The organism is Hymenobacter edaphi, assembly GCF_003258365.1.
GTDB lineage: Bacteria > Bacteroidota > Bacteroidia > Cytophagales > Hymenobacteraceae > Solirubrum > Solirubrum edaphi.
Genome location: NZ_QHKM01000001.1, coordinates 210,652 through 234,290 on the forward strand (window position 1 = coordinate 210,652; position 23,639 = coordinate 234,290).

The 23,639-nt window shown below is 65.9% G+C and carries 20 protein-coding genes and 1 pseudogene; 8 read left to right on the top strand and 13 right to left on the bottom strand.

The genetic code is table 11. From position 1 onward, the window contains the following. Positions 1–51 precede the first annotated feature (51 nt). The 10 genes from DLM85_RS00700 to DLM85_RS00745 form a co-directional block, all read right to left on the bottom strand. Positions 52–1,404 (bottom strand): vanadium-dependent haloperoxidase, encoded by a 1,353-nt coding sequence (locus DLM85_RS00700; protein ID WP_111476154.1) that lies wholly within the window; start codon positions 1,402–1,404, stop codon positions 52–54. Continuing rightward, complete coding sequence (locus DLM85_RS00705) at positions 1,401–4,739, bottom strand: VCBS repeat-containing protein (RefSeq protein ID WP_243635831.1); 3,339 nt, start codon at positions 4,737–4,739, stop codon at positions 1,401–1,403. The genes DLM85_RS00700 and DLM85_RS00705 overlap by 4 nt, the downstream gene beginning before the upstream one ends. Positions 4,740–4,817: 78 nt before the next feature. Beyond that, a complete protein-coding gene (rluF, locus tag DLM85_RS00710; RefSeq protein ID WP_111476156.1) occupies positions 4,818–5,840 on the bottom strand; it encodes a 23S rRNA pseudouridine(2604) synthase RluF in 1,023 nt (340 codons plus the stop codon). A 484-nt stretch (positions 5,841–6,324) separates the two neighbouring features. Then, the gene (locus tag DLM85_RS00715) at positions 6,325–6,540 is read right to left on the bottom strand and encodes a hypothetical protein (protein ID WP_133256811.1); all 216 of its coding nucleotides are present in this window, start codon (positions 6,538–6,540) and stop codon (positions 6,325–6,327) included. A gap of 20 nt (positions 6,541–6,560) precedes the next feature. Continuing rightward, complete coding sequence (locus tag DLM85_RS00720; protein ID WP_111476158.1) at positions 6,561–7,625, bottom strand: proline iminopeptidase-family hydrolase; 1,065 nt, start codon at positions 7,623–7,625, stop codon at positions 6,561–6,563. A gap of 88 nt (positions 7,626–7,713) precedes the next feature. Next, positions 7,714–8,361: a hypothetical protein gene (locus DLM85_RS00725; RefSeq protein ID WP_111476159.1), complete on the bottom strand. Its 648-nt coding sequence runs from the start codon at positions 8,359–8,361 to the stop codon at positions 7,714–7,716. A gap of 53 nt (positions 8,362–8,414) precedes the next feature. Beyond that, entirely contained in the window at positions 8,415–9,512 is a 1,098-nt protein-coding gene (locus DLM85_RS00730; protein ID WP_111476160.1) for a serine hydrolase domain-containing protein, read from the bottom strand. A gap of 218 nt (positions 9,513–9,730) precedes the next feature. Further along, on the bottom strand, positions 9,731–10,465 hold the full coding sequence (locus DLM85_RS00735; RefSeq protein WP_111476161.1) for a YebC/PmpR family DNA-binding transcriptional regulator: 735 nt from the start codon (positions 10,463–10,465) through the stop codon (positions 9,731–9,733). Positions 10,466–10,596: 131 nt separating this feature from the next. Then, positions 10,597–11,463 (bottom strand): SDR family NAD(P)-dependent oxidoreductase, encoded by an 867-nt coding sequence (locus DLM85_RS00740; protein ID WP_111476162.1) that lies wholly within the window; start codon positions 11,461–11,463, stop codon positions 10,597–10,599. Positions 11,464–11,487: 24 nt separating this feature from the next. Further along, positions 11,488–12,009, bottom strand: a complete 522-nt coding sequence (locus tag DLM85_RS00745; RefSeq protein WP_111476163.1) for a hypothetical protein — start codon at positions 12,007–12,009, stop codon at positions 11,488–11,490. A gap of 160 nt (positions 12,010–12,169) precedes the next feature. Between DLM85_RS00745 and DLM85_RS00750 the strand changes: the two genes are divergently transcribed. From DLM85_RS00750 to DLM85_RS00760, 3 genes are all read left to right on the top strand, one after another. Then, positions 12,170–12,970 carry an N-formylglutamate amidohydrolase gene (locus DLM85_RS00750; RefSeq protein ID WP_111476164.1) on the top strand — a complete coding sequence of 267 codons (801 nt, stop codon included), beginning with the start codon at positions 12,170–12,172 and terminating at the stop codon, positions 12,968–12,970. 272 nt (positions 12,971–13,242) lie between these two features. After that, on the top strand, positions 13,243–14,547 hold the full coding sequence (gene hutF, locus DLM85_RS00755; protein ID WP_111476165.1) for a formimidoylglutamate deiminase: 1,305 nt from the start codon (positions 13,243–13,245) through the stop codon (positions 14,545–14,547). Between the two features lie 243 nt (positions 14,548–14,790). Continuing rightward, positions 14,791–15,627 (top strand): DUF4097 family beta strand repeat-containing protein, encoded by an 837-nt coding sequence (locus DLM85_RS00760; RefSeq protein ID WP_111476166.1) that lies wholly within the window; start codon positions 14,791–14,793, stop codon positions 15,625–15,627. Positions 15,628–16,009: 382 nt separating this feature from the next. Here DLM85_RS00760 and DLM85_RS00765 read toward each other — a convergent pair whose 3' ends face one another. Then, positions 16,010–17,140: an MBL fold metallo-hydrolase gene (locus DLM85_RS00765; RefSeq protein WP_111476167.1), complete on the bottom strand. Its 1,131-nt coding sequence runs from the start codon at positions 17,138–17,140 to the stop codon at positions 16,010–16,012. Between the two features lie 132 nt (positions 17,141–17,272). Then, positions 17,273–17,494 (bottom strand): hypothetical protein, encoded by a 222-nt coding sequence (locus DLM85_RS24860; RefSeq protein ID WP_133256813.1) that lies wholly within the window; start codon positions 17,492–17,494, stop codon positions 17,273–17,275. 210 nt (positions 17,495–17,704) lie between these two features. Here DLM85_RS24860 and hutU point away from each other — a divergent pair, with 210 nt between their 5' ends. The 3 genes from hutU (at position 17,705) to DLM85_RS24865 (ending at position 20,961) form a co-directional block, all read left to right on the top strand. Further along, positions 17,705–19,468: a urocanate hydratase gene (gene hutU, locus DLM85_RS00775; protein WP_111476169.1), complete on the top strand. Its 1,764-nt coding sequence runs from the start codon at positions 17,705–17,707 to the stop codon at positions 19,466–19,468. An 86-nt stretch (positions 19,469–19,554) separates the two neighbouring features. Beyond that, positions 19,555–20,238, top strand: coding sequence for a GIY-YIG nuclease family protein (locus DLM85_RS00780; RefSeq protein ID WP_111476170.1), 684 nt, complete (start codon positions 19,555–19,557; stop codon positions 20,236–20,238). Positions 20,239–20,274: 36 nt separating this feature from the next. Then, entirely contained in the window at positions 20,275–20,961 is a 687-nt protein-coding gene (locus DLM85_RS24865; RefSeq protein ID WP_133256815.1) for a hypothetical protein, read from the top strand. 141 nt (positions 20,962–21,102) lie between these two features. Here the strand turns inward: DLM85_RS24865 and DLM85_RS00785 are convergent, their stop codons facing one another. Further along, a complete protein-coding gene (locus DLM85_RS00785) occupies positions 21,103–21,714 on the bottom strand; it encodes a Crp/Fnr family transcriptional regulator (protein WP_111476171.1) in 612 nt (203 codons plus the stop codon). Between the two features lie 238 nt (positions 21,715–21,952). Between DLM85_RS00785 and DLM85_RS00790 the strand changes: the two genes are divergently transcribed. Further along, positions 21,953–22,543 (top strand): hypothetical protein, encoded by a 591-nt coding sequence (locus DLM85_RS00790; RefSeq protein WP_111476172.1) that lies wholly within the window; start codon positions 21,953–21,955, stop codon positions 22,541–22,543. Positions 22,544–22,613: 70 nt separating this feature from the next. Then, a pseudogene (locus tag DLM85_RS00795) lies at positions 22,614–23,363 on the top strand (NADPH-dependent F420 reductase); the annotation flags it as partial. Positions 23,364–23,639: the final 276 nt, after the last annotated feature.

Sequence of the window (23,639 nt, forward strand, 5' to 3'; positions counted from 1 at the left end):
TGAAGAGTAGGCCCTGGCCCGGGTGCTGGCGGGGGATAGGGCGGTGCAAGGTTAGGGGGCGGGGGCTGCGGCCACATCCGCACGGTGGTCGAGCAGCCGGGGCAGGGCCCAGGTGGCGTAAGCCAGGCCCGCTTGCTGGCCCCGCTCAATGGCGTCCCGGAAATGAATGCCTCCGTAGAGGCGCGAAATGGCAGCCTCCGCCGCCGCCTGCCGAAACGAAGTGAAACGCCGCGTTGGTAAGCCATACGACTGCTCCGTGGCATCGGCGTAGGCGAAGTCGGGCCCGAAGTAGCGGGTGAGAACTTCGGCGGCGGCAGTTGAAATAACGGAGTGCCCGCTGAGGTACTCCGGGAACGGCGGCGTCTGCAGCAGCGGTTTCCAGGTGGGGTCTACGTAGCGGCGGATGACCGTTTCGGGCCGGATGCGGTTGCTGCGGTACTTCTCGTCCCAGCAGCAGATAAAGGCATCGGTGAGCACCACCGCCAGCACCGCGTGAATCTGCAGGGTTTGGGCAAAAGCAGTGTTGCGCTGCCGGCAGGCGGTGCCTGCAATAGCCATCCAGTGCCCCCCCGGCGACATTTTTTTGAGCCCCAGGCGCAAATGGCCGTCTTCGCGCAGCGCAAAGGGGTTACAGTCCCAGAACGCCGCAATGGTGCGTTGTTCCGCCGTCAGCGTGCGGCTGGTCTGGTACACCTCCCGCATGAGGCCGGCAAAGCCGGAACCGGGCAGCGAATCGAAGGCGGTGGGGGGAACGGGCCGGAACTGCGCGGCCGAAGTCAGCACAAACGGTCGTACCCGGTTGAAATACGGCTCCACCGCGCCGAAAAAGGCCGGTGGCGTGGGGCTCCAGTAGGCCCGGCCGGCCGTGGGCGTGTAGCGCGGGTAGTTGCTGATGCGGTTGTAGCCGTCCTGCTTGGCATAGGCCAGCAGCGCCGTGCCCACCTGCTGCCCGTACGCCTGCGCTTCCGCCACTACCTCTTCGGGCACGCCGCTGCGGCGGCAGCTGTCACCCAGGGCCGTGACGGCCGCCGCCAGCTGCGTGCCCGAGGGCTGGAGCTTGCCGGCCGTGTGCAGCATGGCAAACAGCGCGGCCAGCTGCGGCGCCTGGCAGCGCCGCGCGGGCCGGGCCAGCCGCGGGTAGTCGCGCAGGCGGCCGTGCATCGACACCAGGGCGGAATCTGACTGCGCCAGGACCTCGTAGCCGGCCAGCATGGCATAAGCGTAAAAGCGGGCGGCCAGGGGCGGATTGGTCACGTCCTGGCGCATGAGCCGCTGCATGCGGTCGACCACCCAGTTGATGCGGGCAGCGGGCATCGCGTACGACACTGGCTGGGGCGCGCGTCGGCAGGCCGGCCCCACGGCCAGGCCGGTGGCCAGTAGCAACAGAAAGATAACGGACCTCATGGCGTGCGGAGGCGGTAGGCTTGCAGGGAATCGGCGCTGCGGCCCACCAGTAAGGTGTTGGACAGCCACGCAAAGCTGCGGATGTCGCCGCGGATGCGCAAGCCGGCTTCGCGCTGCGGCACGTAGCGGAAGCCGCCCTTGCCGTCGCCGGCGAGCAGGCAGCCGAAGCCCGCGTCCTGGTTGCCGAACCGGATGCGGTGATGGGCGATGTTGCCCCCGAGCAGCAGATCGGGGTGGCCGTCGTGGTTGTAGTCCAGCGGCTGCACGGCAAACACGGGCGTGAACTGGGCCTGCACGGGCAGCGCGGCTTCGCGGTAGCGGCCGGCGGGCGTGCTCACGTAGCACTGGGTGCGCAGGCAGTTGGCCCGCAGCTGCTTGGCCCCCTTCAGCTCCTCGGGCGTGAATACCTCGGCCAGCGTAGCCGTGGCAAAGCGGGCGTAGGTGGGGAAGCGCGGGCGCAGCATGCTGATCTGGTCCAGCAGCTCGTCGCGGGTGGCGTAGGGGTAGCTTTTGCCCTGGTTGAAGAGGCACAGGATGGGGTCGATGGCCCCGTTGTCGTCGAAGTCCTTGTATACCAGCTCGGCGGGCTCCGCGTCGCTGGCTTTGCACTGGGAGTTCAGGCCCAGGTTGCCGGCCACGATGTCCACCCGGCCGTCGTGGTTCAGGTCGGTCAGCTGCAGGGTGTTCCACCAGCCGGTGTGGGTGGCGGGCAGGTAACGGGCGGTTTCCTCGCGCAGCCCCCGGCCGCGCTGGCTGATCCAGACCTGAATGGGCAGCCACTCGCCGGCCGTCACGAGGTCGGGGTAGCCGTCGGCGTTCAGGTCGGCCCAGGCGGCGGCCGTCACCATGCCCAGCCGCTGCAGCGGAGGCGCCAGCCGGGCCGTCTGATCGGTGAAGCGGCCGTGGCCGTCGTTCAGCAGCACGTAGCTGCGCGGCGCTTCGGGGTAGCGGCCGGGCACCACGCGCCCGCCCACAAACAGGTCGGCGAACCGGTCCCCGTTGATGTCGGCGACGGCCACGGTGCCGGTGCTGGTGCGCATGCGGGGCAGGGCCGCCGGGCTCTTGCGGAAGCGGCCGCGCCCGTCGTTCAGGTACAGACGGTCCTGCAGCCGCGCATCCTCGGGCTCGAAGGAGTCGTAGCCGCCGCTGCCCACGTACAGGTCCAGGTCGCCGTCGTTATCCGCGTCCAAAAACGCGGCGGCGGCGTCTTCGCTCGCCGCATCGGCGGCCAGCGCGGGCTGCGGCAGCTCCGCGTAGCTGCCCCCGGCGCCTTGCACCCACACGCGGCCCGGGTGGCCCTGCGCCCCGCCCACGAAGAGGTCGGGCCGCTGGTCGCCGTTCACGTCGGCCGAAACCAGGCAGGGCCCGCCGTACGAGAGGCTGGCCGGCAGCAGGGGCTGGCGCTTGAAGTCGTTGACGTCGTTTTCGGGGCACACGGCCGGCACGGGCGAGGGCACGGCCGTGAACACCGGCCGGAAGCGCGGGGCGCCAGGTCGGGGGGCGGGGCCGGCCTCGGTTTCGCGCAGCGTGAGCAGGCCGTTGGGCTTCACGTTCCGCAGTGTCTGGGCGGCGCCGCCGGGCCATTGCACTTGCACCGAGTCGATGACGGCCGCCGCGCCGAGCCCGAAGTGCAGCACGGGCGACACGCTGGACTGAAAGCCGCGCACCAGCAGCTGCTCCAGCAACTGGTGCCGGCCGCCGCCGTGCACGGTCACTTTGGCCCCCACGCCGTAGGAGTTGTGGCCCGCGCCCTGCAGCTTCACGCGCAGGTAGCCGTTGGCCGCGCCCCGGTGGCGGGTGTTGTTGCGGTACACAAAAGCGGGCTCGTTCAGGTTGTTCACCACCAGGTCCAGGTCGCCGTCGTTGTCCAGGTCGGCGTAGGCGGCGCCGTTGCTGTTGGCGGCCGCGCTGATGCCCCAGGCCGCGTTCATCGGCCGGAACCTCACGCCGTCCTGGTTTTGGAAGACGTAGTTGCTCAGCCGGGTCGCCGGCACCTGCTTGGCCAGCCGGTACAGGGCTTCCTTGGAGATGTTGCCCTGGCGCATGTCGATGGAGTCGCCGGAGCGGCGCACGAAATCCATGTTCGTGTAGTCGTGCAAAAAGCCGTTGGTCACGAACAGGTCCTTCAGGCCGTCGTTGTCGTAATCGGCCAGCAGGGGCGCCCAGCTCCAGTCGGTATTAGAGATGCCCGCCAGCTGCCCTACTTCGGCGAAGGTGCCGTCGCCGTTGTTGAGGTGCAGCATGTTGCGCATGAACTGCCGGTGCAGCCCCGCCCGTACGCGCATCTGGAAGACTTCAAAGCTTTCGTCGCCCATCAGCAGCTTCTGGCGCCGAAAGTCCTCGGGGAGCATGTCCAGGGTCAGGATGTCCAGCAGGCCGTCGTTGTTGACGTCGGCAATGTCGTTGCCCATCGAAAACGTGGACGTGTGCCCGAGCTGCTGGCGGCTCTGGTTCCGGAAGGTGCGGTTGCGCTGGTTGAGGTAGAGGTAGTCCGGGGCCTCAAAGTCGTTCGACACGTATAGGTCGGCCCAGTTGTCCAGGTTCAGATCGGCCGCGGTGGCGGCCAGCCCGTGCGTGAAGGTGGTGTTGCGAATCTGGCTGCGCGCGTCCAGTTCGAAGTGCGCGCGGCCCGCGTCGAGCTGGTTGAGGTAGAGCTTGAGGCCGTTCAGGGAGTCGGGCGTGGCCAGGGCGCGGCGGATGAAATCTTCATCCAGCGTGGTCACCCGCTCGGAGTTGTAGTTGACCAGGAGCATGTCCAGGTCGTGGTCGTTGTCGTAGTCGAAAAAGACGGCCTGCATGCTGTTGGCCGGGTCGGCGAGGCCGTAGGCGGCGGCTTCCTCCCGGAAGCGCGGGATGCCCTGCGGGGAGTTGCCCTGGTTGATGAACAGCTGGTTGCGGCTGTTGCTGCCGGGCGCCACCGCCGAGCGGCACACGTGCAGGTCCAGCCGCCCGTCGCCGTTCACGTCCACCATCGTGATGCCGGTTTTCCAGGTGCCCGGCGCCGCCACGCCGGCCGCCGCCGTCACGTCCTCGAAGCGCAGGCCGCCGCGGTTCAGGTACAGCTGGTTGGGGGCCTGGTTGGACGAAAAGTAGATGTCCTCCCGGCCGTCGTTGTTCACGTCCCCGATGGCCACGCCCCCGCCCATGTAAGCCGTGGCCTGCACGAAGCCGTTCACCTCCTTGTCTTCCCGCAGAACGTTGTTGAACGTGACGTGGGTGCTGTCCGGGGAAAGCGGCGTGAACAGGGTGGCAGGGGCGGGGGCGGGGCTGGCGCAGCTGGCCAGCCACAGGCAGCCCACCGCACCGCGCAGCAGCGGGGCAAGACGCATCAGCATAGCATTCGGGCTTGGGGGGCCGGCCTCCCTGGGTCGGGGCGGTGGCTGGGGGGTGGCAACGGTTGGATTGGTAGCGGGTTAGCGGCCGGTTTGGCGGCCCCGGCCGCCGCTGGTATTGGGGCGGGCGGCGCGGGCCGCCGGCTTGCCGGCGGCTTTGCGCGGGGCTTTGCTGGCGGGCTTCGGGGCGGCATTGGCGGGGGCGGCCTTGCCGGGCGCGGCAGCCTTCGGCTTGCCCGTGCCCGGCCGGTGGCGGCCCTTGGCCTTGGCCTCGGCGCCGTAGGTTTTGGGGCGGGGCTTGGCCTCTTTCGGGCGCGGGGCCTCGCTCAGCCATTCCTCGCTGGCTATCTGCTGCGGGGTTTTCTCGCCCCGGACGCGGCGGGTGCGGGTGGTACCGCTGGAGTGCTCGATGTTCTCGAAGAGCACTTTCAATTCCTTGTCGGTCAGCTCGCGCCAGTCGCCCACGCCCAGGCCCTTCAGGGTGATGTGCATCACCCGGATGCGCTCCAGCTGCACCACCTCGTAGCCGAAAAACTCGCACATGCGGCGAATCTGCCGGTTCAGGCCCTGCACCAGGGTGATGCGGAAGATGTAGTCGGTTTCCCGTTGCACCGGGCAGGGCTTGGTGATGGTGCCCAGCATGGGCACGCCCTGACGCATGCTCTCCAGCACGGCGTCGGTCAGGGGCTTGTCCACCATCACGATGTATTCCTTCTCGTGCTGGTTGCCGGCGCGCAGAATCTTGTTGACGATGTCGCCGTTGGACGTCAGCAAGATCAGGCCCTGCGACTCCTTGTCGAGGCGGCCGATGGGGAAGATGCGCTCCGAGTGCTTGATGTAGCGGATGATGTTGTCCTTCACCCCCCGCTCGGTGGTGGTGGTGATGCCCGGCGGCTTGTTGAAGGCAATGTAGATGGCGTCCTCGGCTGCGCGCGGCTCGATGCGGTTGCCGTTGACCACCACTTTGTCGGTGGGCTCCACCTGGGTGCCCACCTCGGCGCGCTTGCCGTTGACGAACACCACGCCCTGCTCAATGAAACGGTCGGCTTCGCGGCGCGAGCAGATGCCGCTTTCGCTGATGTACTTATTGAGACGGGTAGGCATGGCAGTAGGGAAAAGAAGGCGCAAGTTACGAAGACCTCACCCCCCGGCCCCCTCTCGGCGGCGAAAGGAGGGCTACGGTAGCGCAACGGGCCGCTTATGCGCAGGGGGAAGGACGTTTTGCCTTGCGTAAGAAGTGCTTTGCTTCGTGTTAGGAGTGTTTCCTGAGGCGTAGAAGGGGCTTCGGGGTGCGTGGGTAAGGTTAGGCTGTGCGCAGGGCGGGTTTCGCGTCGCGGAAAGAGCGGTAGGGTTTGCGTAAGGGGGTGTTGACTGGGTAGAGCATCCCCCTGCGTAATTGCCAGGGCGCCGCCGCAACGACCCAAAAACAAGGCCCGCCGTAACGGAACGCTACGGCGGGCCTTGGCGAGACCGGGCAACGGACTCAGTTCCAGAACCACGCTGCCCGGATGGCCTGCACATCCTCGGCCGTTAGTTGTTCCCGCTTCCCGATGGCAAGCCGAGGATTATTCATCAGCAGGGCTTGTTGCTACTTGGCTGCGAACGTGGCATGGTCGCTTTGTTCGGCTGCCGGTACGGTGCCAAGCAGGCGTTGGTCGGAGAGCAAGCAGGTGCCCTGGAGGCCCGCGTCGGCGTACCAGGCGAACAGCAGCAGGCCTGCGTAGTCGTTGGCCTGGCGCCGGGGCTCATTGGCCGCCTCGTATTCAAGGTAGCCAACGCCTTCCCCGAAGAGGGCTTCGGCCACCAACAACCGGCAATAGGTATTCACAGCGCCACCTTCTTCTCCCCCCGGTCCACCGCCAGCATCCATTTCGTGAGCCCCGCCATGTAGGTCGGCTGGTCGTCGTAGAAGCTCATGTGCGAGCCGTTGGGGCAGATCAGGGCCGTGCCATTTTGCACTTTCTGGGCTACCATGCGCATGTGCTCGGGGTCCATGGTGTCGTGCTTGCCGCCGATGCTGAGCACGGGCACGGCGAGTTTGGGCAGGTCGGGCACCCGGTTCCAGCGCAGCAGCTTGCCGGCCACGCCAAACTCGCTGGGGCCCTGCATGGTCACGTACAGCGACTGGTTCATCTTGGCGAAGGAGCGGTTCACCGGCTCGGGCCACTGGTCCAGCGGCAGGCGCAGGATGTGCTCCACGTAGAAGTTGGGCAGCAGCAGCTCCATGTAGCGCGGGTTCTGGAAATCCTTGCGGGCTTCGATCTGCCGGATTTCGCGCAGCACTTCGGGCTTCAGCTGCGGGGCCAGCACGTTCTCGGCGTAGCGGCCATAGTCGGGCACGCTCATCATCATGTTGGAAATGACGAGGCCCTTCAGGTGCTGCTGGTACTTCAGGGCGTACTCGGCGGCCAGGATGCCGCCCCAGCTGTGGCCCAGCAGGTAGAAGTTGTCCTTATCTAGCTTAAGCGCCTGGCGCACCTGCTCTACTTCCTCCACGTAGCGCGGCAGGCTCCACATGCTGGTGTCCCGGGGGTTGTCGGAGTTGCCGCAGCCCAGCTGGTCGTAGTAGATAAACTCAATGCCCTTCTGCGGCAGAAAGCTCTCCATGCACTCGAAGTACTCGTGGGTGGCGCCGGGCCCGCCGTTGAGCAGCAGCAGCCGGATGCGCGGGTTGTGGCCGAAGCGCTTGGTCCACACGTTGAACCGGCCCTTGGGCGTGGTGATGGGAATGAGCTGCACGCCGCCGGTTTTCACGCGGGCCGTGTCGCCGCGGAAGTAGGCCGCGGCCGGGCCGGGGGGCGCGGCGGCCGGGTCGGCCGATGGGGAAGAGCAAGCGGCGAGCAGGGCCGGCAGCAGCAGGCCGGCGGGCAAAAGGCGGGACAGGCGCATGGCGGAGCGGGTCAGGAGTGCGAAGCCCTGAAACTAGGGCATTGCCGGGCGTATTCCTACCGGCACGGCCGGATTTGCAACCGCGCCCCTACAGCCGCTGTACGCCCTTCCAGCCGATGCGGAAGGCATCGGTCTGCCGGCGCCCCTTGATGTCGTGGCGGATGCGCAGCACGGGCTGCTCGCCGTCTTGGGCCCAGCCGGCCAGCTGCGCCTGGTAGAAGGGCCCGACGCGGTAGAGCCGGTACTCGTAGGGCAGGTCGCCGGTGTCCAGGGCCAGGTACACGTAGTGCGAGCAGTTGCAGAACTCCAGGGTGGCGTCGGCCGGGCCGTTGCACACGCGGTAGGCTTTCACGCTAAACTCCGGGCCGGCGCCGCTGCTGGTCGAGTCGGCCAGGCTCAGCACCTCGGCCATTTCGGTATCGGCCAGCGCCACCGCGGCCGGCTTGCCGTACAGCGTGCCCGCTGGCACCTGCGCCGGCCGAAGCCGGCCGCCGGGAGCCGGCGCCGTGCCGGCGGGAAGCAGGGCATTGGCCGCCAGCGCCGTTTCTTCCAGCTGCCGCTGCGTCGAATCCAGCCGGCGGCGCAGCCGCCGCAGCGTGTCCTGCTGCGTTTGCAGCCGGTGCTGCAGCTGGGTGAGCTGATTCAGGTGGCCTGGTTGGGCCGTGGCTTGCGGATCGGGCTGGGGCTGGCAGCCGAGCAGGAGCAGGGCCGCGGGCAGGAATAAAGCTGTACGCATCGGATAAGGGGCTACTACCCGGCCCAATATAGCGGGCAGCGGCCCTCGGGTGACTACCGCTCCTGCAGCCACTGCAGGGCCCAGTACTCATCGGGGCCGAGGAAGAGATTCAGAATCGGCGGGGCGGCGCGCAGGCCGTTTTCGCTGTTGGTCAGAAACACCACGCTCTCGCCGGTATCGGCGAAAACCAGGAAGAAGTTCCGGAAGTCCACGTTGTCGCCCCAGTGCCAGAGGGCGCGGCCGCGGCTGCTTTCCTGCAGGCCCACGCCCAGGCCCCAGCCCAGGTGCGCCCCCGCGCTGCCGGGCGGGCCGCAACGGGCCGCCGGGCCGCTGGCCGTGAGCAGCAGCTGGTGGGTGGCGGGCCGCAGCCCGGTGCCCTGGGCCAGCGCCCGCACAAAGCGGCTGTAGTCGGTGGCGGTGCTCACCAGGCTGAAGGCGGCGCTGGGCTCGCGAAAACGGCGGCGCAGGGTGGGCGTGCCGGTGCTGTCGTGGCCCGCGCAGAGGCGGCCCGTGAAGCGCGCGTCCCAGCCGAAGCTGCTGTCGGCCATGCCCAGGGGCCCGAACACCTCTTCCCGGGCCAGCTGCTGCAGGTCCTTGCCGGTCAGGTGCTCCACCACCTGCTGCAGGTAGGCGTAGCCCTCGCCGGAGTAGTGCCACAGGCTGTCGGGCGGGTATTTCAGGGTCAGCACGTTTTGCTGCCAGCGCGTGACGTGGTCGGCGTATTCGGCCCAGTGGGGCAGGCCGCTGGTGTGGCGCAGCACCATGCGGGCCGTGATGCGGGCGGCCACCAGCTGATTCTGCGGGTGCTTGTGCGGCAGCCCGTAGCGGGCCAGCGGCGCGTCCAGGTCCAGCACGCCGCGGTCGACGAGGCGCAGCACCAGGTAGGCAAACACCGGCTTGCTCAGCGAGGCGGCCTGAAACACGGTGTGGTCGTCGACGGCCGGCTGCTCGCCCCGGCACTGCACGCCCTGGCTAAGGGTGGTGGTGCGGCCGTCGGGGGCGGTGTAAACCAGCTGCAGGCCCGGAATGCGGTAGTGCTCGGTGAGGGCCAGCAGCAGGCGCAGCTGCACGGTGGCCGCGGGCGACACGCGCAGTTGGGCCCGCGCCGGCAGGGCGAGCAGCAGCAGCCACAGGAGCAGGGCCGGCCGCATTCAGGCCCGCCCCGGCTTTGCCCGCTGCACCCGTTCCCCCCCGCGTTGTACAATCAAAACCATGCTCCGGCCTTCGGTATTCGCTGGGAAAATATTGATTTGATTGGACCTTGCCAAGTCCGGCCGGGCGCGCCGGCGCCCGGCGGGCCCAAAAACAAGCTCCCCCGCCGGCCGGAAAGCCAACGGGGGAGCCTACAACTCGCTGAGCGTCGCGGGGCTTAGCCCAGGGTGTGGTACACGGCCTGCACGTCGTCGTCGTCCTCGAATTTTTCGATCAGGTTCATCACCTCTTCCAGCTGCTCGCCTTCCAGGTGCACGGTGGTGTTCGGAATGCGCTGCAACTGGGCGCTGATGACGTTCAGCTGCTTCTGCTCCAGGGCTTTCTGCATCTGGCCGAAGTCGCTGAAGGCCGTTTCCACCACGATGTAGTGCTTTTCATGGCCGTGCTCGTCTTCCTCCGAGTCCTCGTAGATGTCGTCGGCCCCGAAGTCAATCAGTTCCAGCTCCAGCTCCTCGGCGTCGAGGCCTTCGGCGGCCAGCTTGAACACGCCCTTGCGGGTGAAAGTGAAGTCGGAGGAGCCGGCCGTGCCCAGGGCGCCGTTGCCGCGGTTGAAGTACATGCGCACGTTGGCCACGGTGCGGGTGGGGTTGTCGGTGGCCGTTTCCACCACGATGGCCACCCCGTGCGGGGCGTAGCCTTCGTACACCACCTCCGAGTAGTTGCCTTCTTCCTTCGACGAAGCGCGCTTGATGGCGGCCTCCACGCGGTCCTTGGGCATGTTCACGCCCTTGGCGTTTTGCATGGCCGTGCGCAGGCGCGAGTTGGTGTCGGGGTTGGCGCCGCCTTCTTTCACGGCAATGACGATTTCGCGCCCGATGCGGGTGAAGTCTTTCGACATTCGGTCCCAGCGCTTCATTTTGCGGCCTTTGCGGAATTCAAACGCGCGTCCCATCTATCAGTGAAATGGTGAAATGGTGATTTAGTGAGTTAAGCTCCGGCAAACCGAGGGGCCGGCCGGCCGAAGGGGCCGCAAGTTAGCCGAAAGCCCGGCCAAGGGCAACCCCCGGCGCGGCGAAGTCGGGCTTAGCGCTGCTCTTTCGGCAGCAGCCCGATGCTGCGGCCCAGCAGCCGGTCGAGCCAGCGGGCGGGCAGCAGGCGCGGCACCACCCAGGCCCGCAGCACGTCCGGCACGATGGCGTAGCGCACCCGGGGGCGCGGGCTTTCGAGAATGCCCACCAGCCGCCGGGCCACGTATTCCGGCGTCAGGCCCGCGGCAATGGTCTGCTGCACGTACCGCACGAAGCGCTGCGCCGGGCCGTAATACGGGGTGTCGCGGTAGGCGTCCAGATCGATGCCCTTGCCCCAGATGGGCGTCTTGGTCACCCCCAGCCCGATCAGAATGACGTCGACGCCGAACAGCTGCAGCTCTCGCCGCCAGCTGGCCGACAGGCCCTCCAGCGCGTGCTTCGAGCCCACGTAAGCCCCCACGAAGGGCGCCGCCACCTGCCCGCTCACCGAGCCGATGTTGATGACGCGGCCGGGCGTGCCGGTGAAATCGGGGCGGGCACCCAGCAGCGGCAGAAACGCCTGCGTGACCTGCACCAGTCCCACCACGTTCACCTCGAAATGCTGCCGCACCACCTCGATGGGCTGGTAAAGCAAGGGTCCGCCGAAGGCCACCCCGGCGTTGTTGATCAGGGCCGTCAGCGGCGCGCCGGCCAGCTCGGTCTGCACCTGCGCCACCGCCGTAGCAATGGCCGCCGCGTCCGTCACGTCGAAGAGCAGGGGCGTAAACTGCGGGCCCAGCGCCTGCTGCAGCGCCGCCGCGTCGGCCGGGCGGCGCACGCTGCCGAAGACGCGGTAGCCGCGCTGCAGCAGGGCCTCGGCGGTGGCCCGGCCCACGCCGCTGGAAACGCCGGTAATGACGATGGTTTTCGGTCGGGTGCTCATGCCCACAAGCTACGCACCGGGCGGCTACTTGGCCGGGGGCGCGGCAGCGGCTTCTCCGGCCCCGGCCACCAGGGTGTACACGCTGCGGCTGCCGGCCGGAAAGCCCTCGATGGTGATGACCAGGGCGCCCTGCCGGGCGTCGTAGCGGTAGGTGCCGCGGTCGGTGCGGGGCTGGTTCTGCTTGGTGAGGTAGCTGAAGCGCAGGGCGTTGCCGCTGAGCAGCTGATACGCGCCGCTGCGCTCAAATACCGTGGTCTGCGGGGCCAGGCCGATGCGCAGGCGCTGCTCGAAGCGGCCGTCGGGGTGCAGGGTGAGCGTGCCGCCCACGCCCTCGGCCACGATGGGCTCGGGGCCGCTTTCCGCGTCGTAGATCAGAAAGGAGAGGTAGGCGTAGGTGGCGCACTGCAGGCTGCTGTCGGCGGGCGGGGCGGTAGGAGGGGGCAGCGGGGCGGGCGGGGCGGCGGTGGGCGCTTGGGCCGAAGCCGGGAGCTGCCAGAGCAGCCCCCCGAGCCCGAGCACCACGGCCGGCAACAGGCGGTAGGACATACGCAACGGGGAAAACGGCCGCCGCGGCCGGCTGCCGGTCCGCAAGTTACGACGCCGGCGGCCAGCAGCGGCCGGCGCGCGGGGCGTTGCGGCGTCCCGTTCGGCGGCCTTACCTTAGCCCGCCGGCCGCGCCCCTCATCGGCCCGCCTCATCCGCCCCCATGCAGCTTTTCGACCTCACCCACCCCGCCGAGCAGCGCCTGCCCATCGTCATCAGCGTGCCCCACGCCGGCACCGAGTTTCCCGACGACATCCAGGCCGAGCTGAAGTCCCACCTGCTCCCGCCCGACGACACCGACTGGTTTGTGCACCAGCTCTACGACTTTGCCACCGCCCTCGGCATTCCCATCCTGCGCGCCCGCTACAGCCGCTGGGTTATCGACCTGAACCGCAACCCCGACAGCACCCCGCTCTATGCCGACGGGCGCGTCATCACCGGCCTGTGCACCGCCACCACCTTCCTGGGCGAGCCGATTTACCAGGACGAGCGCGCCGTGGTGGCCCCCGCCGACGTGGCCTGGCGCCGCGCCCTGTACTTCGCACCCTACCACCAAGCCCTGCAGCGCCTGCTCGACGACACCCGGGCCCGCTTCGGCCGCGTGCTGCTCTGGGACTGCCACAGCATCCGCCGCTCGGTGCCCGCCATTCACCCGGGCCCTTTTCCCGACCTCATCCTCGGCTCGGCCGACGAAACCTCCGCCGCGCCCGCGCTGATCGGGCAGGCGCTGGAGCAGCTCGGCCGCGGGCCCTACGCGCTGCAGCACAACCACCCGTTCAAGGGCGGCTACATCACCCGCCACTTCGGCCGCCCCGACATCGAGCAGCACGCCCTGCAGCTGGAAATGGCCAAGGACGTGTACATGAACGACGCCGAACTGGCCTACGCCCCCGAGCGGGCCGAGCAAATCCGCGCCGTGTTGCACCAGACCCTGCTCACGCTGGGCAATTCGCTGCTGCAATAGAACGCCCCCAACAAGAACGTCATGTCGAGCATGTTGCGCATCCAGCAAGGATCGAGGCATCTCGCGTGCTTCGTTGAACAGCTAATCCAGAACGTCATGCTCATCTGGCGTCCGCTTGTCGAAGCATCTCTACCGCTTCGTCAGATAGTAAACTCGCTACCTGTCATCAGCACGCGAGATGTCTCGATCCTTGCTGGATGCGCAACATGCTCGACACGACGGGCCAGTAGGCTGCTGACGATACCTGCCCACCGCCCCACCCAATTCCCCGCATGCACTACTACCACTTTTCCGCCCTGCTGCTGCAATCCGGCTGGCTGCGCCCGGCCTACGTCGGCGTCGACGCGCAGGGCCTGATTCAGTCCCTCTCGTCGGAAGCCCCAACCGGGGCCGACGCCACCGTGGAAACGGTGGCCGGCGCCGCCCTGCCGGGCTTTCAGAACGCGCACTCGCACGCCTTTCAGTACGGCATGGCCGGCCACGCCGAGCAGCACGAGCCCGGCACCCGCGACGACTTCTGGAGCTGGCGCGAGGCCATGTACGCCTGCGCCGAAACCTTCTCGCCCGAGAAGAACGAGCAGGTCGCCGCCACGCTCTACCGCCATTTGCTGCGCAACGGCTACACCTCAGTGGTGGAGTTTCACTACCTGCACCACGACCCCACCGGCCGGCCCTACGCCAACCTGGCCGAAATGGGCGAGCGGCTGGTGGCCGCGGCCCGCACCGCCGGCATCAAAATCACCCTGGTGCCGGTGTTCTACCAGAAGGGCGACTTCGGCCGCGAGCCGGCGCCCCGGCAGCGCCGCTTTATCTCGCCCAATCTCGACGCCTACCTGCAGTTGCTCGACGCCAGCCGCCGGGCCGTGACGCACTACGAGCGCGCCCGCCTGGGCTTCGGCGTGCACAGCCTGCGCGCCGTGGAAGCCGCCGACGTGCTGGCTACCCACGCTCAAGGCCCCCGGGACCTGCCGTTTCACCTGCACGCCGCCGAGCAGACGCTGGAAGTGGAGCGCAGCCTGGCCCACCTCGGCGCCCGCCCTGTGGAGTGGCTGCTTGATAACCTGCCCCTCGACGAGCGGTTTCACCTCGTGCACTGCACCCACATGAGCGCCGACGAAACGCGGCGCCTGGCCCAGTCGGGCGCGCAGGTGGTGCTCTGCCCCGGCACCGAGGGCAACCTCGGCGACGGTATCTTCCCGCTGGTCGACTACGCCGCGGCCGGGGGGCGCTGGTCCATCGGCACCGACAGCCACATCAGCCTCAACCCGCTGGAAGACCTGCGCTGGCTCGACTACGCCCAGCGCCTCACGCACCGCCGCCGCAACATCTTCGCCGACGGGGCCAGCGCGCTGGTCGACACCACGTTCTTCGCCGGGCAGCGCGCCGCCGGCCGCCGCGTGGCCGACTACTTCGCCCCGGGCCAGCCCCTCGACGCCGTTGTGTACGACCTGCGGCAGCCCTTGCTGGCCCAGGCCGGCCCCGGGCATCTGCTGCCGGCCCTCGTCTACACCACCGACCCCTCGGCCGTGCTCGGCACGCTGGTAGACGGGCAGTGGGCCTACCGGGCGGGGGAGTAGGCGGGTGGTTTCAGGACCGCGCATCCCGCAGGCCGCCATTGGGAGCATGTCGCGCAGCAGGCGCAGGGCGGCCTCCCCGCGGCAATCAGTCTGAGGTGAGAAGGTCCGGAGCGCTGCGGCGGCTGACGGGTGATTAAGCAGCCCTGAAAAATATCTACGAAAATTTTCGTTGTATCTGCAACCGCGGATATTCGGCCGTCGTCAGTAGGGCAACATTTTCAACCAAACGCCTTTTCTGACGCTATGAAGACCCTGTTCACCGCCCTGCTGCTCAGCGCCGCCGCTTTCACCGCCCACGCCCAGTCGGCGCCGGCCTTCACCTCCAGCTGCGAAGAGGGCCGCTGGGGCAGCTCCGAGCAGAAGCGCTACTGCGAAACCCGCGACCTGACCCTGCCGGCCATCAAGGCGGGCAAGCTCACGGTAGACGGGCTGCGCAACGGCGGCATCACGGTGAAGGGCTACAGCGGCTCCGACATCCGGGTGCGGGCCAAGGTGCAGGCCTGGGGCAAGGACGAAGCCGCGGCCAAAGCCACCGTGGCCACCGTCAAAATCAGCACCGAGGGCAACACCCTGCGCGCGGCCGGCCCCGACGGCACGGGCCAGAACGACGGCTACGCCATGGCCGACGGCGGCTACGCGGTGAGCTACGAAATCTTCGTGCCCGAGAAAACCGCCCTGGCCCTGACCACCCACAACGGCGGCATTCACCTCGAAAACCTGCGCGGCCCCGTCACCTTTCAGGCCCAGAACGGCGGCGTGAGCATCCTCGGCGCCGGCGGCGACGTGAAGGGCCGCACCCAGAACGGCGGCCTGAGCATCACCCTCACCGGTAGCAAGTGGGACGGCCCCGGCCTCGACGTGGCCACCACCAACGGCGGCATCAACTGGAAGCTGCCCGCCGATTATTCGGCCCAGTTTTTCACCAGCACCGTGCACGGCCCCATCCGCACCGATTTCCCCTCCAGCGTGCAGGGCAGCGTCAGCCGCTCGGAAGTAGCCGTGGCGCTGGGCAAGGGCGGCGCCCCGGTGAAGGCCATTACCACCAACGGCGGGGTGACAGTAAGCCGCGCCGGTAAATAAAAAATCGTATATTCCCAATCCGCTCACATACACAAGCCCGGGCCGTTTCGCATCCGCGGGGCGGCCCGATGTATGGACGGCCAACGAAAAGCCCCCGCGCTTCAGCGAAGCGCGGGGGCTTTTCACGTTTTCAGGCCGGGCGAGGCTGCATGGCTTGAAAACCAGGAACGGCACGTCGAGCATGTTGCGCATCAAGCAAGGATCGAAACGTCTCGATCTATAGTAAGCTACTCGTTGAACGAGGAAGTTACTACCGGGCATCAGCACGCGAGATGCGTCGCTGCGCGCTGCACGACGGGCTGGCTGCTGGTTACAACAAGTCCTAGCCCGGGGCAGTGCCGCGGCGCGCGGCCTGAGAGGCTGAAACGGCTGCCTCCGGGCGCTAGTACCGCACTTCCTTGTAGGGGTAATCGTCGGGCGAGGCGGCGGGGGCGCAGGAGGCCTGACCGGACTTGCGGGCCCGGCGGGCGGCCAGGTCGTACACTTTCGAGTTGTACTTCGACTCCTTGGGCGCCTTGGGGCCGCTGCCGGGCCGGCCGTCCGACTTGCCGCGGCCGAGCAGGGCAATGCCCGCCACCGCCAGGGCCACGCCCGCCCCGAGCAGGGCCGCCTTGGCCGGCAGCGTGTCTTTGGGCGCCGGCGGCAGGTACTGCACCCCGTTGGCGTCGACGACGGCCGGATCGGTGACGTAGCGGCCGTGCGCGGGCATAGGGAAGTTGTTGGCCAGCTCGCGCAGGCCCGCCGCCGCTTCAGCGCCCTGAATAACCGGGCCGTGCCCGCAGCCGACGGCGTGGGGCACCAGGGCGGCCAGCGTCTGCACCGAGTCGCGCACCTGCTGCCAGTTGTAGTTGAAGGGCGCGCCGGCCACGCTGATGCGGGGCAGCTGCAGCAGCAGCGCGGGCACCGATTCGTGGTTGGCGGTGGCAAAGGCATCGGCGCCGAGCAGGGTGCGGTCGTCCGCGCGGAACAGGGCAATCTGACCGGGGGCGTGGCCGGGCACGTGCAGCCAGCGCCAGCCGGGCAGGAAGGGCGTTTCGTCGTCGTCGGTGGTCAGGGGCTGCACCACGTCGCTGAGCTGAAACGACTGGGGCGGGAAAAACCGCGACACGAAGGCCAAGGAGCCGCCGCCGTCCACGGTGGGGTCGGCGGGCGGGTACACGGCCTTGCCCTGCAGGAAGGGTAGCTCCAGCGGGTGGGCCAGCACCGGCACGTGCCAGTGCTCGGCCAGGGCCCGCGCCGAGCCGGAGTGGTCCATGTGGCCGTGGGTGAGGATGATGGCGGTGGGGTGGGTGCCCGGGTAGAACAGCGCGTCGGCGGCGGCAATAATGTCTTTTTCGGAGCCCGGCAGGCCGGTGTCGACCAGCACCCACTCGCCGGGGTTGCTCGATTCGACGAAGTACACGTTAACGAAGCGTTGGATCTGAAGCTGGGTGACGCCAGCGGCTACCTGGTTCATCGGGTTCGGGTGTTTGGTGTAGGCGGGAGTACGCAGGCGCGGGGTGTGGGGGTGCATTCGGGCCCGGAAATGTGGCCGCTGCCGCGCCGGGGCCGCCCATGCAAAAGCCTCCCGACCGGCAGGAGGCTTTGCGTGGCTGCGGGCGGGGAGGCGGGCCGTGGGGCCAGGCCGGCCCCACGGCCGGCGGGGCTACTGCCCGGCCAGGGTGTCGGGAATGGCGTTGTTGGTGGGGGCGCCGGCGTCGGTGCGCACGGTGTCTACGGTGCCTTCGTCGCCGTCGGCGTTGCCCAGGCGGGTGCTGGTCATGGTTGAGCCGGAGGCGTTGCCTTCGGCGCCGTTGGTTTTGCTTTCGTCGCAGGCGGTCAGGCTGAGGGCGGTGGCCGCCAGGGCCAGGAACAGGACTCGTTTCATCGGGGTAAAATCGGTGTCGGTTGAGGATGGATTTTTGGGGTAAACGTACTTGCCCGGCATCGGTTCGGAATGCCCGGCCGCGCCCGGCCGGTGGCGGCGGTTCGGGCCGTAGCTGGCCGGCCGCACGCAGCAGCCCCACAGAACGGGCACCACGCGCCGAAAACGCTATATTCGCCGTTCCACCCGAACCCCTGATTCACTCCCCTCGTCATGTCGCATTCCGCTCTCGACACGCCCGAACTCAACCTCGAAGCCACCAGCAAATCGTCGGCCACCGGCAAGAACGCCCAGCGCCCGATGTACTACGAGTACAAGCCCACGGAAACGGTAAAAGCCCAGCACGGCCCCACGCTGCGCTGCAAAACCTGGGAGGCCGAAGCGGCCCTGCGCATGCTCGAAAACAACCTCGACCCGGCCGTGAGCCTGGTGTACGACGAGCTGATTGTGTACGGCGGCGCCGGCCGCGCGGCCCGCAACTGGAAGGAGTTCCAGACCATCGTCAAGAGCCTGAAGGAGCTGGAAGCCGACGAAACCCTGCTGGTGCAGTCGGGCAAGGCCGTGGGCGTGCTGCGCACCTGGGCCCACGCCCCGCGCGTGCTCATTGCCAACTCGAACATCGTGCCCGCCTGGAGCACCCAGGAGTACTTCGACGAGCTGGACCGCATGGGCCTGATGATGTACGGGCAGATGACGGCCGGCTCCTGGATTTACATTGCCACCCAGGGCATCCTGCAGGGCACCTACGAAACCTTCGCCGCGGTGGGGGATAAGCACTTCGGCGGCACGCTGGCCGGCACCGTCACCGTCACGGCCGGCCTGGGCGGCATGTCGGGCGCCCAGCCGCTGGCCGTGACCATGAACGACGGCGTGTGCCTGGTCATCGAGCCCATCGACGCCCGCGTGAAGCAGAAGGTGCGCGAAGGCTACGTCGACGAGCAGGCCCGCGACCTAAACCACGCCCTGGAGCTGTGCGCGCAGTACAAAGCCGCCCGCAAAGGCTGGAGCATCGGCCTCACCGGCAACGCCGCCACCGTGCTGCCCGAACTGCTGGCCCGCGGCTTCAAGGCCGACATCGTCACCGACCAGACCTCGGCCCACGACCTGATGGACTACCTGCCCGAGGGCGACATTGACGCGGTATTGCAGCTGCGCAAAGATCAGCCCGAGGAGTTCAAGCGCCAGGCCCTGGCCGCCATCGTGAAGCACTGCCAGGCCATTATCGACATGCAGGCCGGCGGGGCCGTGGCCCTCGACTACGGCAACAACCTGCGCGGCCAGGCCGAAAAAGGCGGTCTGCGGGTGCGCGACGAAAACGGGCAGTTTCTCTACCCCGGCTTCGTGCCCGGCTACATCCGCCCGCTGTTCTGCGAGGGCAAAGGCCCCTTCCGCTGGGCGGCCCTCAGCGGCGACCCGCAGGACATCCTGCGCATCGACCGCGCCCTGCTCGAAACCTTCCCCGACAACAAGATGCTGGCCCGCTGGATCGAAAAGGCCCAGGCCAAGGTGCCCTTCATCGGGCTGCCCGCCCGCGTGTGCTGGCTGGGCTACGGTGAGCGGGAGAAATTCGGCCTGGTTATCAACGACCTGGTGGCCCGCGGCGAAGTCTCGGCCCCCATCGTCATTGGCCGGGACCACCTCGACTGCGGCTCCGTGGCCTCGCCCAACCGCGAAACCGAAGGCATGAAGGACGGCTCCGACGCCGTAGCCGACTGGCCCCTGCTCAACGCCCTGGCCAACACCGCCTCCGGTGCCGACTGGGTGAGCCTGCACAACGGCGGCGGCGTGGGCATCGGCAACAGCACGCACTCCGGCATGGTCATCGTGGCCACCGGCACCCCCGAAAAAGCCGAGCGCCTGCGCCGCGTCCTCACCACCGACCCCGGCATGGGCGTCTTCCGCCACGCCGACGCGGGCTACGAGCTGGCCCAGCAGGTAGCCGAGGAACGCGGGGTGAAGATTCCGGGGCGGGAGTAGGAGATAAATTAATTATGATTGTAGTAAGATGTAACCACTCTCAGATATGGTTCCATCTTGCTACAGCTTCTTAGCCAATAAATTAAATGGAAGATATAAAGAAAATAACTCAAAAATGGGGCTTTGGCATGGCTCCAATTTCAAAGGTAATGCAAGGTCGATATGATTATGCGGTGGAGAGTATGTTAAAGTTTATAAGTGATGGAAGTTGTGATTTAGATCCGGACTATATAAGTGAATTAAAAGGCATGTTCAATAGGTGTGTTAGAAAGGATCAGTGGGATTGGTTTAGCGTTCATCAGAAATTCGGTTTCCCTCCTGCCTCGGTTATGCGTAGGATAGCTGGAGAATTAACTTTAATTCGAAAGGCAGTTCTTTTGGGTGATAGGGTTGGGTTAGATGTATTGATCAGGAAAGTTGTTAGTATGGGGTTGGTTGAATCTCTTATGAATTTTCAGCAAGATTTGGTTAAAGAGCAAGTAGATGGGTGTAGAGGTTGGATATATATATTGTCTACACGTGAACAACCAAATGTTCTTAAAATTGGCATGACTCGTCGTTCTGTTGTTGAAAGAGTAAAAGAAATAAATTCTGATACGGGAGTGCTATTTCCTTTTTCGGCTCGACAGATATTTAGAGTCGATGATGCGCCGAGGATTGAGAAAGAGATATTTGCTGTGCTTGATTTATATAGGATTAGAAAAGACAGGGAATTTTTTGCGATAGAATTCAGTAGGGCGCTGGATATTATAAAAAATGTTATTCGCTAACGATTATTTGGAGCTCCTTTAAAAATCGACAAGGCAATGGATGAGTTGGAAAAAGTCTACGGAAAACTAGAGTCTATTGAAAAAACTTTTGGTGTAATAGGTGTTTTAATAGTATTGCTATTAATTATTACAGGATGGGTGGTGTATATGTATTTGCAGAAATCAGTGGAAAAGCTTGCTGAAGAGGTGTCTGAAAAAAGTTTGAAAAAATATCAAATTGCTTTAGATAAAGAGTTGGCTGAATTTTCAGTAAAAGCTAGTACTAGGCATCAAAAGCAAGTTGATGCTATGCAAGAGGTTTTTTCTAGATTCCAGGATTTAAAAATGCTTATAAATTTCATGATTAAAGGCGATAAATATTATTCTGGAGCTGATGGGCATGAAGAATTGGCTTCGCTCTTAGAAAGAAGGACTGCTTTTAAAGTTAATTACTCTAAATATAGAATATTGTTTTCTGTAGAACTCTGTGATAAAATTGATTCCCTAATAAGTAGTGTGGATAAATTTATGGATGTGTACGGTTCTGGTTTGATGCCAAAAAAAACAGAAGAGCAATTAGAGTGGGAAAGGCAACAACAAGAAGAGTTTGGGTATCCAGAGGAAAATACAGGACTGTTCATAGCTGGGATATGGAAACAGGATGCTTTTAATGAAATTATATCTGATTTTGAGAGAATAGGTGCCGAAATAGAAGATGAGTTTAGGAAAATACACGGAATATAATATGCTAAGTCTCAAGCGAAAAGTGTTGTGTGAATAACAAACTGATATGATATATCACTCAGACTATGCCTGTAGTAATAGACCGCCCATAAACGCCGCCCGAGCCCCGCTCCGGCGGCGTTGCTCATTTTAACGCACATGTTACCCCAGCCCCTGCTTCCCCAGCTTCGCCCGTATCCGGCTGAGTGAGGGCTGCTGAATGCCCAGGTACGACGCAATGTGGCCCAGCGACACCCGCTGCGTGATGCCCGGAAACTGCTCCAGCAGCGTCAGGTAGCGCTGCTCGGCGCTTTGGAAGAGCAGTCCTTCGCCCTTGGCCTGCTGCAGCACCAGGTACTGCTCGGCCAGCAGGCGGCCAAACCGTTCCCAGCCGTGGGCCTGGGCGTAGAGCCGGTGCAGTTGCTCGATGCCGATGACCAGCAGCTCCGCGTCTTCCAGGGCCGCGATGTAGTAGGGGCAGGCTTCCTGGGTGAGCAGGCTTTTGAGCGAGGTGATAAAGGCGCCCTCGGGCACGAAGGCAATGGTGTGCTCGGTTTGCGTCGCCGGATCGACGTAGTACACCCGGAACAGGCCCCTGACGATGAAGCCCACGGAGCGGCACACGGCGTTGCGGTAGTTGAAAAACTCGTTTTTGGCGATGCTGCGGGCCGTCCAGCTGGGCGCGGCCAGGCGCAGGTCGTCGTCGGATAGATGGGCGTAGGCGCGCAGCTGCTGGGTGAGCAGGGCCTGGGCCGAGGCGTCGGGGGTAACCATGTGAAGCTGGGAAGTGGGGCGCCGGCGAAACTACCTTATTCGGGCGGGCCGGGCGGCGCTTGGTATAACCAGCAAAACGGCCCGGCGCCGGCTCAGCATCGGCGCTTTTTAACCTAGGTGAAAAGCAGGGCCAGCAGGCGGCGGCACTTTTGCCCCGTCATCAAGCCCGGCTAGCCGCCAACGCTGGCCGTAGCCGGCCGGGCTTCTCACCATCCATTCATTACCCCCCCCAACAGCCATGTCTGTTACATCCACTGCTCCCGTTTCGGCGCCTGTGCATACGGCTCAGGCCCTGCGCACCTTGTACTTCGTGCGCGCCGCTTTTTCCCTGGTTTGGGCCAGCCTGCTGCTGCTGCTGGCCCCGGCCTCGCCCGCGCTGACGACCACGCTGCTCTTGCTCTACCCGGCCTGGGACGTGCTGGCTACCGTCGGGGATATCCGGGCCAACCGCGGCGCCGGTTCGCAGCTGCCGCAGTACGTAAACATTGCCGTGGGCAGCCTCACCACCTTGGCCGTGGGCTTGGCGCTGCGCAGTGGCGTGCCGACCGTGCTCGTCGTGTACGGGGTGTGGGCCGCGCTGACCGGGCTGATTCAGCTGCTGCTCGGGCTGCGGCGCCGCCGGCAGCTGGGCGGGCAATGGCCGATGATACTCAGCGGTGGGCAGTCGGTGCTGGCGGGCGTTTCGTTCATCGTCATGGCCCATGCGCCGAAGATGGGCGTCGCCAATTTGGCCGGCTACGCCGCGTTCGGGGCGTTTTACTTTCTGCTGGCGGCCCTGCGCTTGCGCAAGGCTGCCTACATCGTAAGGACGGTCCGTCCCGGCAACTGACCGGCGAAAAACCCAAACCGCCCTTACCGTTGTTTACCTCCCTGCACCGGCACATCACCGGCGCAGAAACCAAACAACACCAACCATGAACATCGGAATCATTGGCGCCGGCCACATCGGCAGCGCCCTGGCGGAGCGGCTTACGGGCCTCGGCCATTCGGTATACATTGCCAACTCCCGCGGGCCGGAAACCCTGAAGGACGTGGAGCAGAAAACGGGCGCCCAGGCCGTCACGGCGGAGGAAGCGGCCCGGCGCGGCAGCGACATCGTGGTGGTGACCATCCCGCTCAAGAACATTCCCGACCTGCCCAAGGACCTGCTGGCCCAGGTGCCGGCGGACGTGCCCGTTATCGATACCAGCAACTACTACCCGCTGCTGCGCGACGGGAAGATTGCGGAGCTGGAAACGGGGGATTTGACCGAGAGCGAGTGGGTGCAGCAGCACCTGGGGCGCCCGGTGGTGAAGGTGTTCAACAACATCTACGCCCACCACATCGTGGAGAAGGGGCAGCCTGCCGGCACGCCCGGCCGCATCTCGCTGCCCGTGGCTGGGGATGATGCCGCGGCCAAGCAGAAGGTCATGGCCCTGGTGGAGGAGCTGGGCTTCGACGCGGTGGACGCGGGCACCCTGCGCCAGTCGTGGCGGCAGCAGCCGGGCGGGCCGGTGTACGGCAACGACTTGCCGGCCGACCAGCTGCGCGCCGAGTTGAATAGCCTCGGCACCGAGCGCACCGCCGCGCAGCACGCCGAGTTCCTGGCCAACCACGCCAAGCAGGAGCAGGGCATCATCAAGCAGCTGCAGCAGTCGTCGGCTGAATAGCCGGCGGCGGGCCCGGGCTGGTCTGAGCTTGCTGCCCGGGTCCGGCCTTGAGGTGGAGGTGCTGCTTCCACGGCCGCGGCAGCGGCAAACCCGATACCGCGCCGCCTGGGGAAACCCGGGCGGCGTTGTTGGTTTTGGGCGGGGCGTCCAGCCTCCCGGTGCCAGCGGGCCTGGGTTACCAGCGGCGGGACGGAAAACCCCGGTTGGGTTGCGGAAGCTTCCGCGCAGCGCCGGGAAAACGTCGGATGGCCCGCGGAAGCTTCCGGGAGGCCTCCG

Excerpts from the sequence above, each read along its gene's own strand:
- DLM85_RS00700 (WP_111476154.1), bottom strand. The coding sequence starts at position 1,404 with ATGAGGTCCGTTATCTTTCTGTTGCTACTGGCCACCGGCCTGGCCGTG.
- DLM85_RS00705 (WP_243635831.1), bottom strand. The coding sequence starts at position 4,739 with ATGCTGATGCGTCTTGCCCCGCTGCTGCGCGGTGCGGTGGGCTGCCTG.
- rluF (WP_111476156.1), bottom strand. The coding sequence starts at position 5,840 with ATGCCTACCCGTCTCAATAAGTACATCAGCGAAAGCGGCATCTGCTCG.
- DLM85_RS00720 (WP_111476158.1), bottom strand. The coding sequence starts at position 7,625 with ATGCGCCTGTCCCGCCTTTTGCCCGCCGGCCTGCTGCTGCCGGCCCTG.
- DLM85_RS00725 (WP_111476159.1), bottom strand. The coding sequence starts at position 8,361 with ATGCGTACAGCTTTATTCCTGCCCGCGGCCCTGCTCCTGCTCGGCTGC.
- DLM85_RS00730 (WP_111476160.1), bottom strand. The coding sequence starts at position 9,512 with ATGCGGCCGGCCCTGCTCCTGTGGCTGCTGCTGCTCGCCCTGCCGGCG.
- DLM85_RS00735 (WP_111476161.1), bottom strand. The coding sequence starts at position 10,465 with ATGGGACGCGCGTTTGAATTCCGCAAAGGCCGCAAAATGAAGCGCTGG.
- DLM85_RS00740 (WP_111476162.1), bottom strand. The coding sequence starts at position 11,463 with ATGAGCACCCGACCGAAAACCATCGTCATTACCGGCGTTTCCAGCGGC.
- DLM85_RS00745 (WP_111476163.1), bottom strand. The coding sequence starts at position 12,009 with ATGTCCTACCGCCTGTTGCCGGCCGTGGTGCTCGGGCTCGGGGGGCTG.
- DLM85_RS00750 (WP_111476164.1), top strand. The coding sequence starts at position 12,170 with ATGCAGCTTTTCGACCTCACCCACCCCGCCGAGCAGCGCCTGCCCATC.
- hutF (WP_111476165.1), top strand. The coding sequence starts at position 13,243 with ATGCACTACTACCACTTTTCCGCCCTGCTGCTGCAATCCGGCTGGCTG.
- DLM85_RS00760 (WP_111476166.1), top strand. The coding sequence starts at position 14,791 with ATGAAGACCCTGTTCACCGCCCTGCTGCTCAGCGCCGCCGCTTTCACC.
- DLM85_RS00765 (WP_111476167.1), bottom strand. The coding sequence starts at position 17,140 with ATGCACCCCCACACCCCGCGCCTGCGTACTCCCGCCTACACCAAACAC.
- DLM85_RS24860 (WP_133256813.1), bottom strand. The coding sequence starts at position 17,494 with ATGAAACGAGTCCTGTTCCTGGCCCTGGCGGCCACCGCCCTCAGCCTG.
- hutU (WP_111476169.1), top strand. The coding sequence starts at position 17,705 with ATGTCGCATTCCGCTCTCGACACGCCCGAACTCAACCTCGAAGCCACC.
- DLM85_RS00780 (WP_111476170.1), top strand. The coding sequence starts at position 19,555 with ATGGAAGATATAAAGAAAATAACTCAAAAATGGGGCTTTGGCATGGCT.
- DLM85_RS24865 (WP_133256815.1), top strand. The coding sequence starts at position 20,275 with ATGGATGAGTTGGAAAAAGTCTACGGAAAACTAGAGTCTATTGAAAAA.
- DLM85_RS00785 (WP_111476171.1), bottom strand. The coding sequence starts at position 21,714 with ATGGTTACCCCCGACGCCTCGGCCCAGGCCCTGCTCACCCAGCAGCTG.
- DLM85_RS00790 (WP_111476172.1), top strand. The coding sequence starts at position 21,953 with ATGTCTGTTACATCCACTGCTCCCGTTTCGGCGCCTGTGCATACGGCT.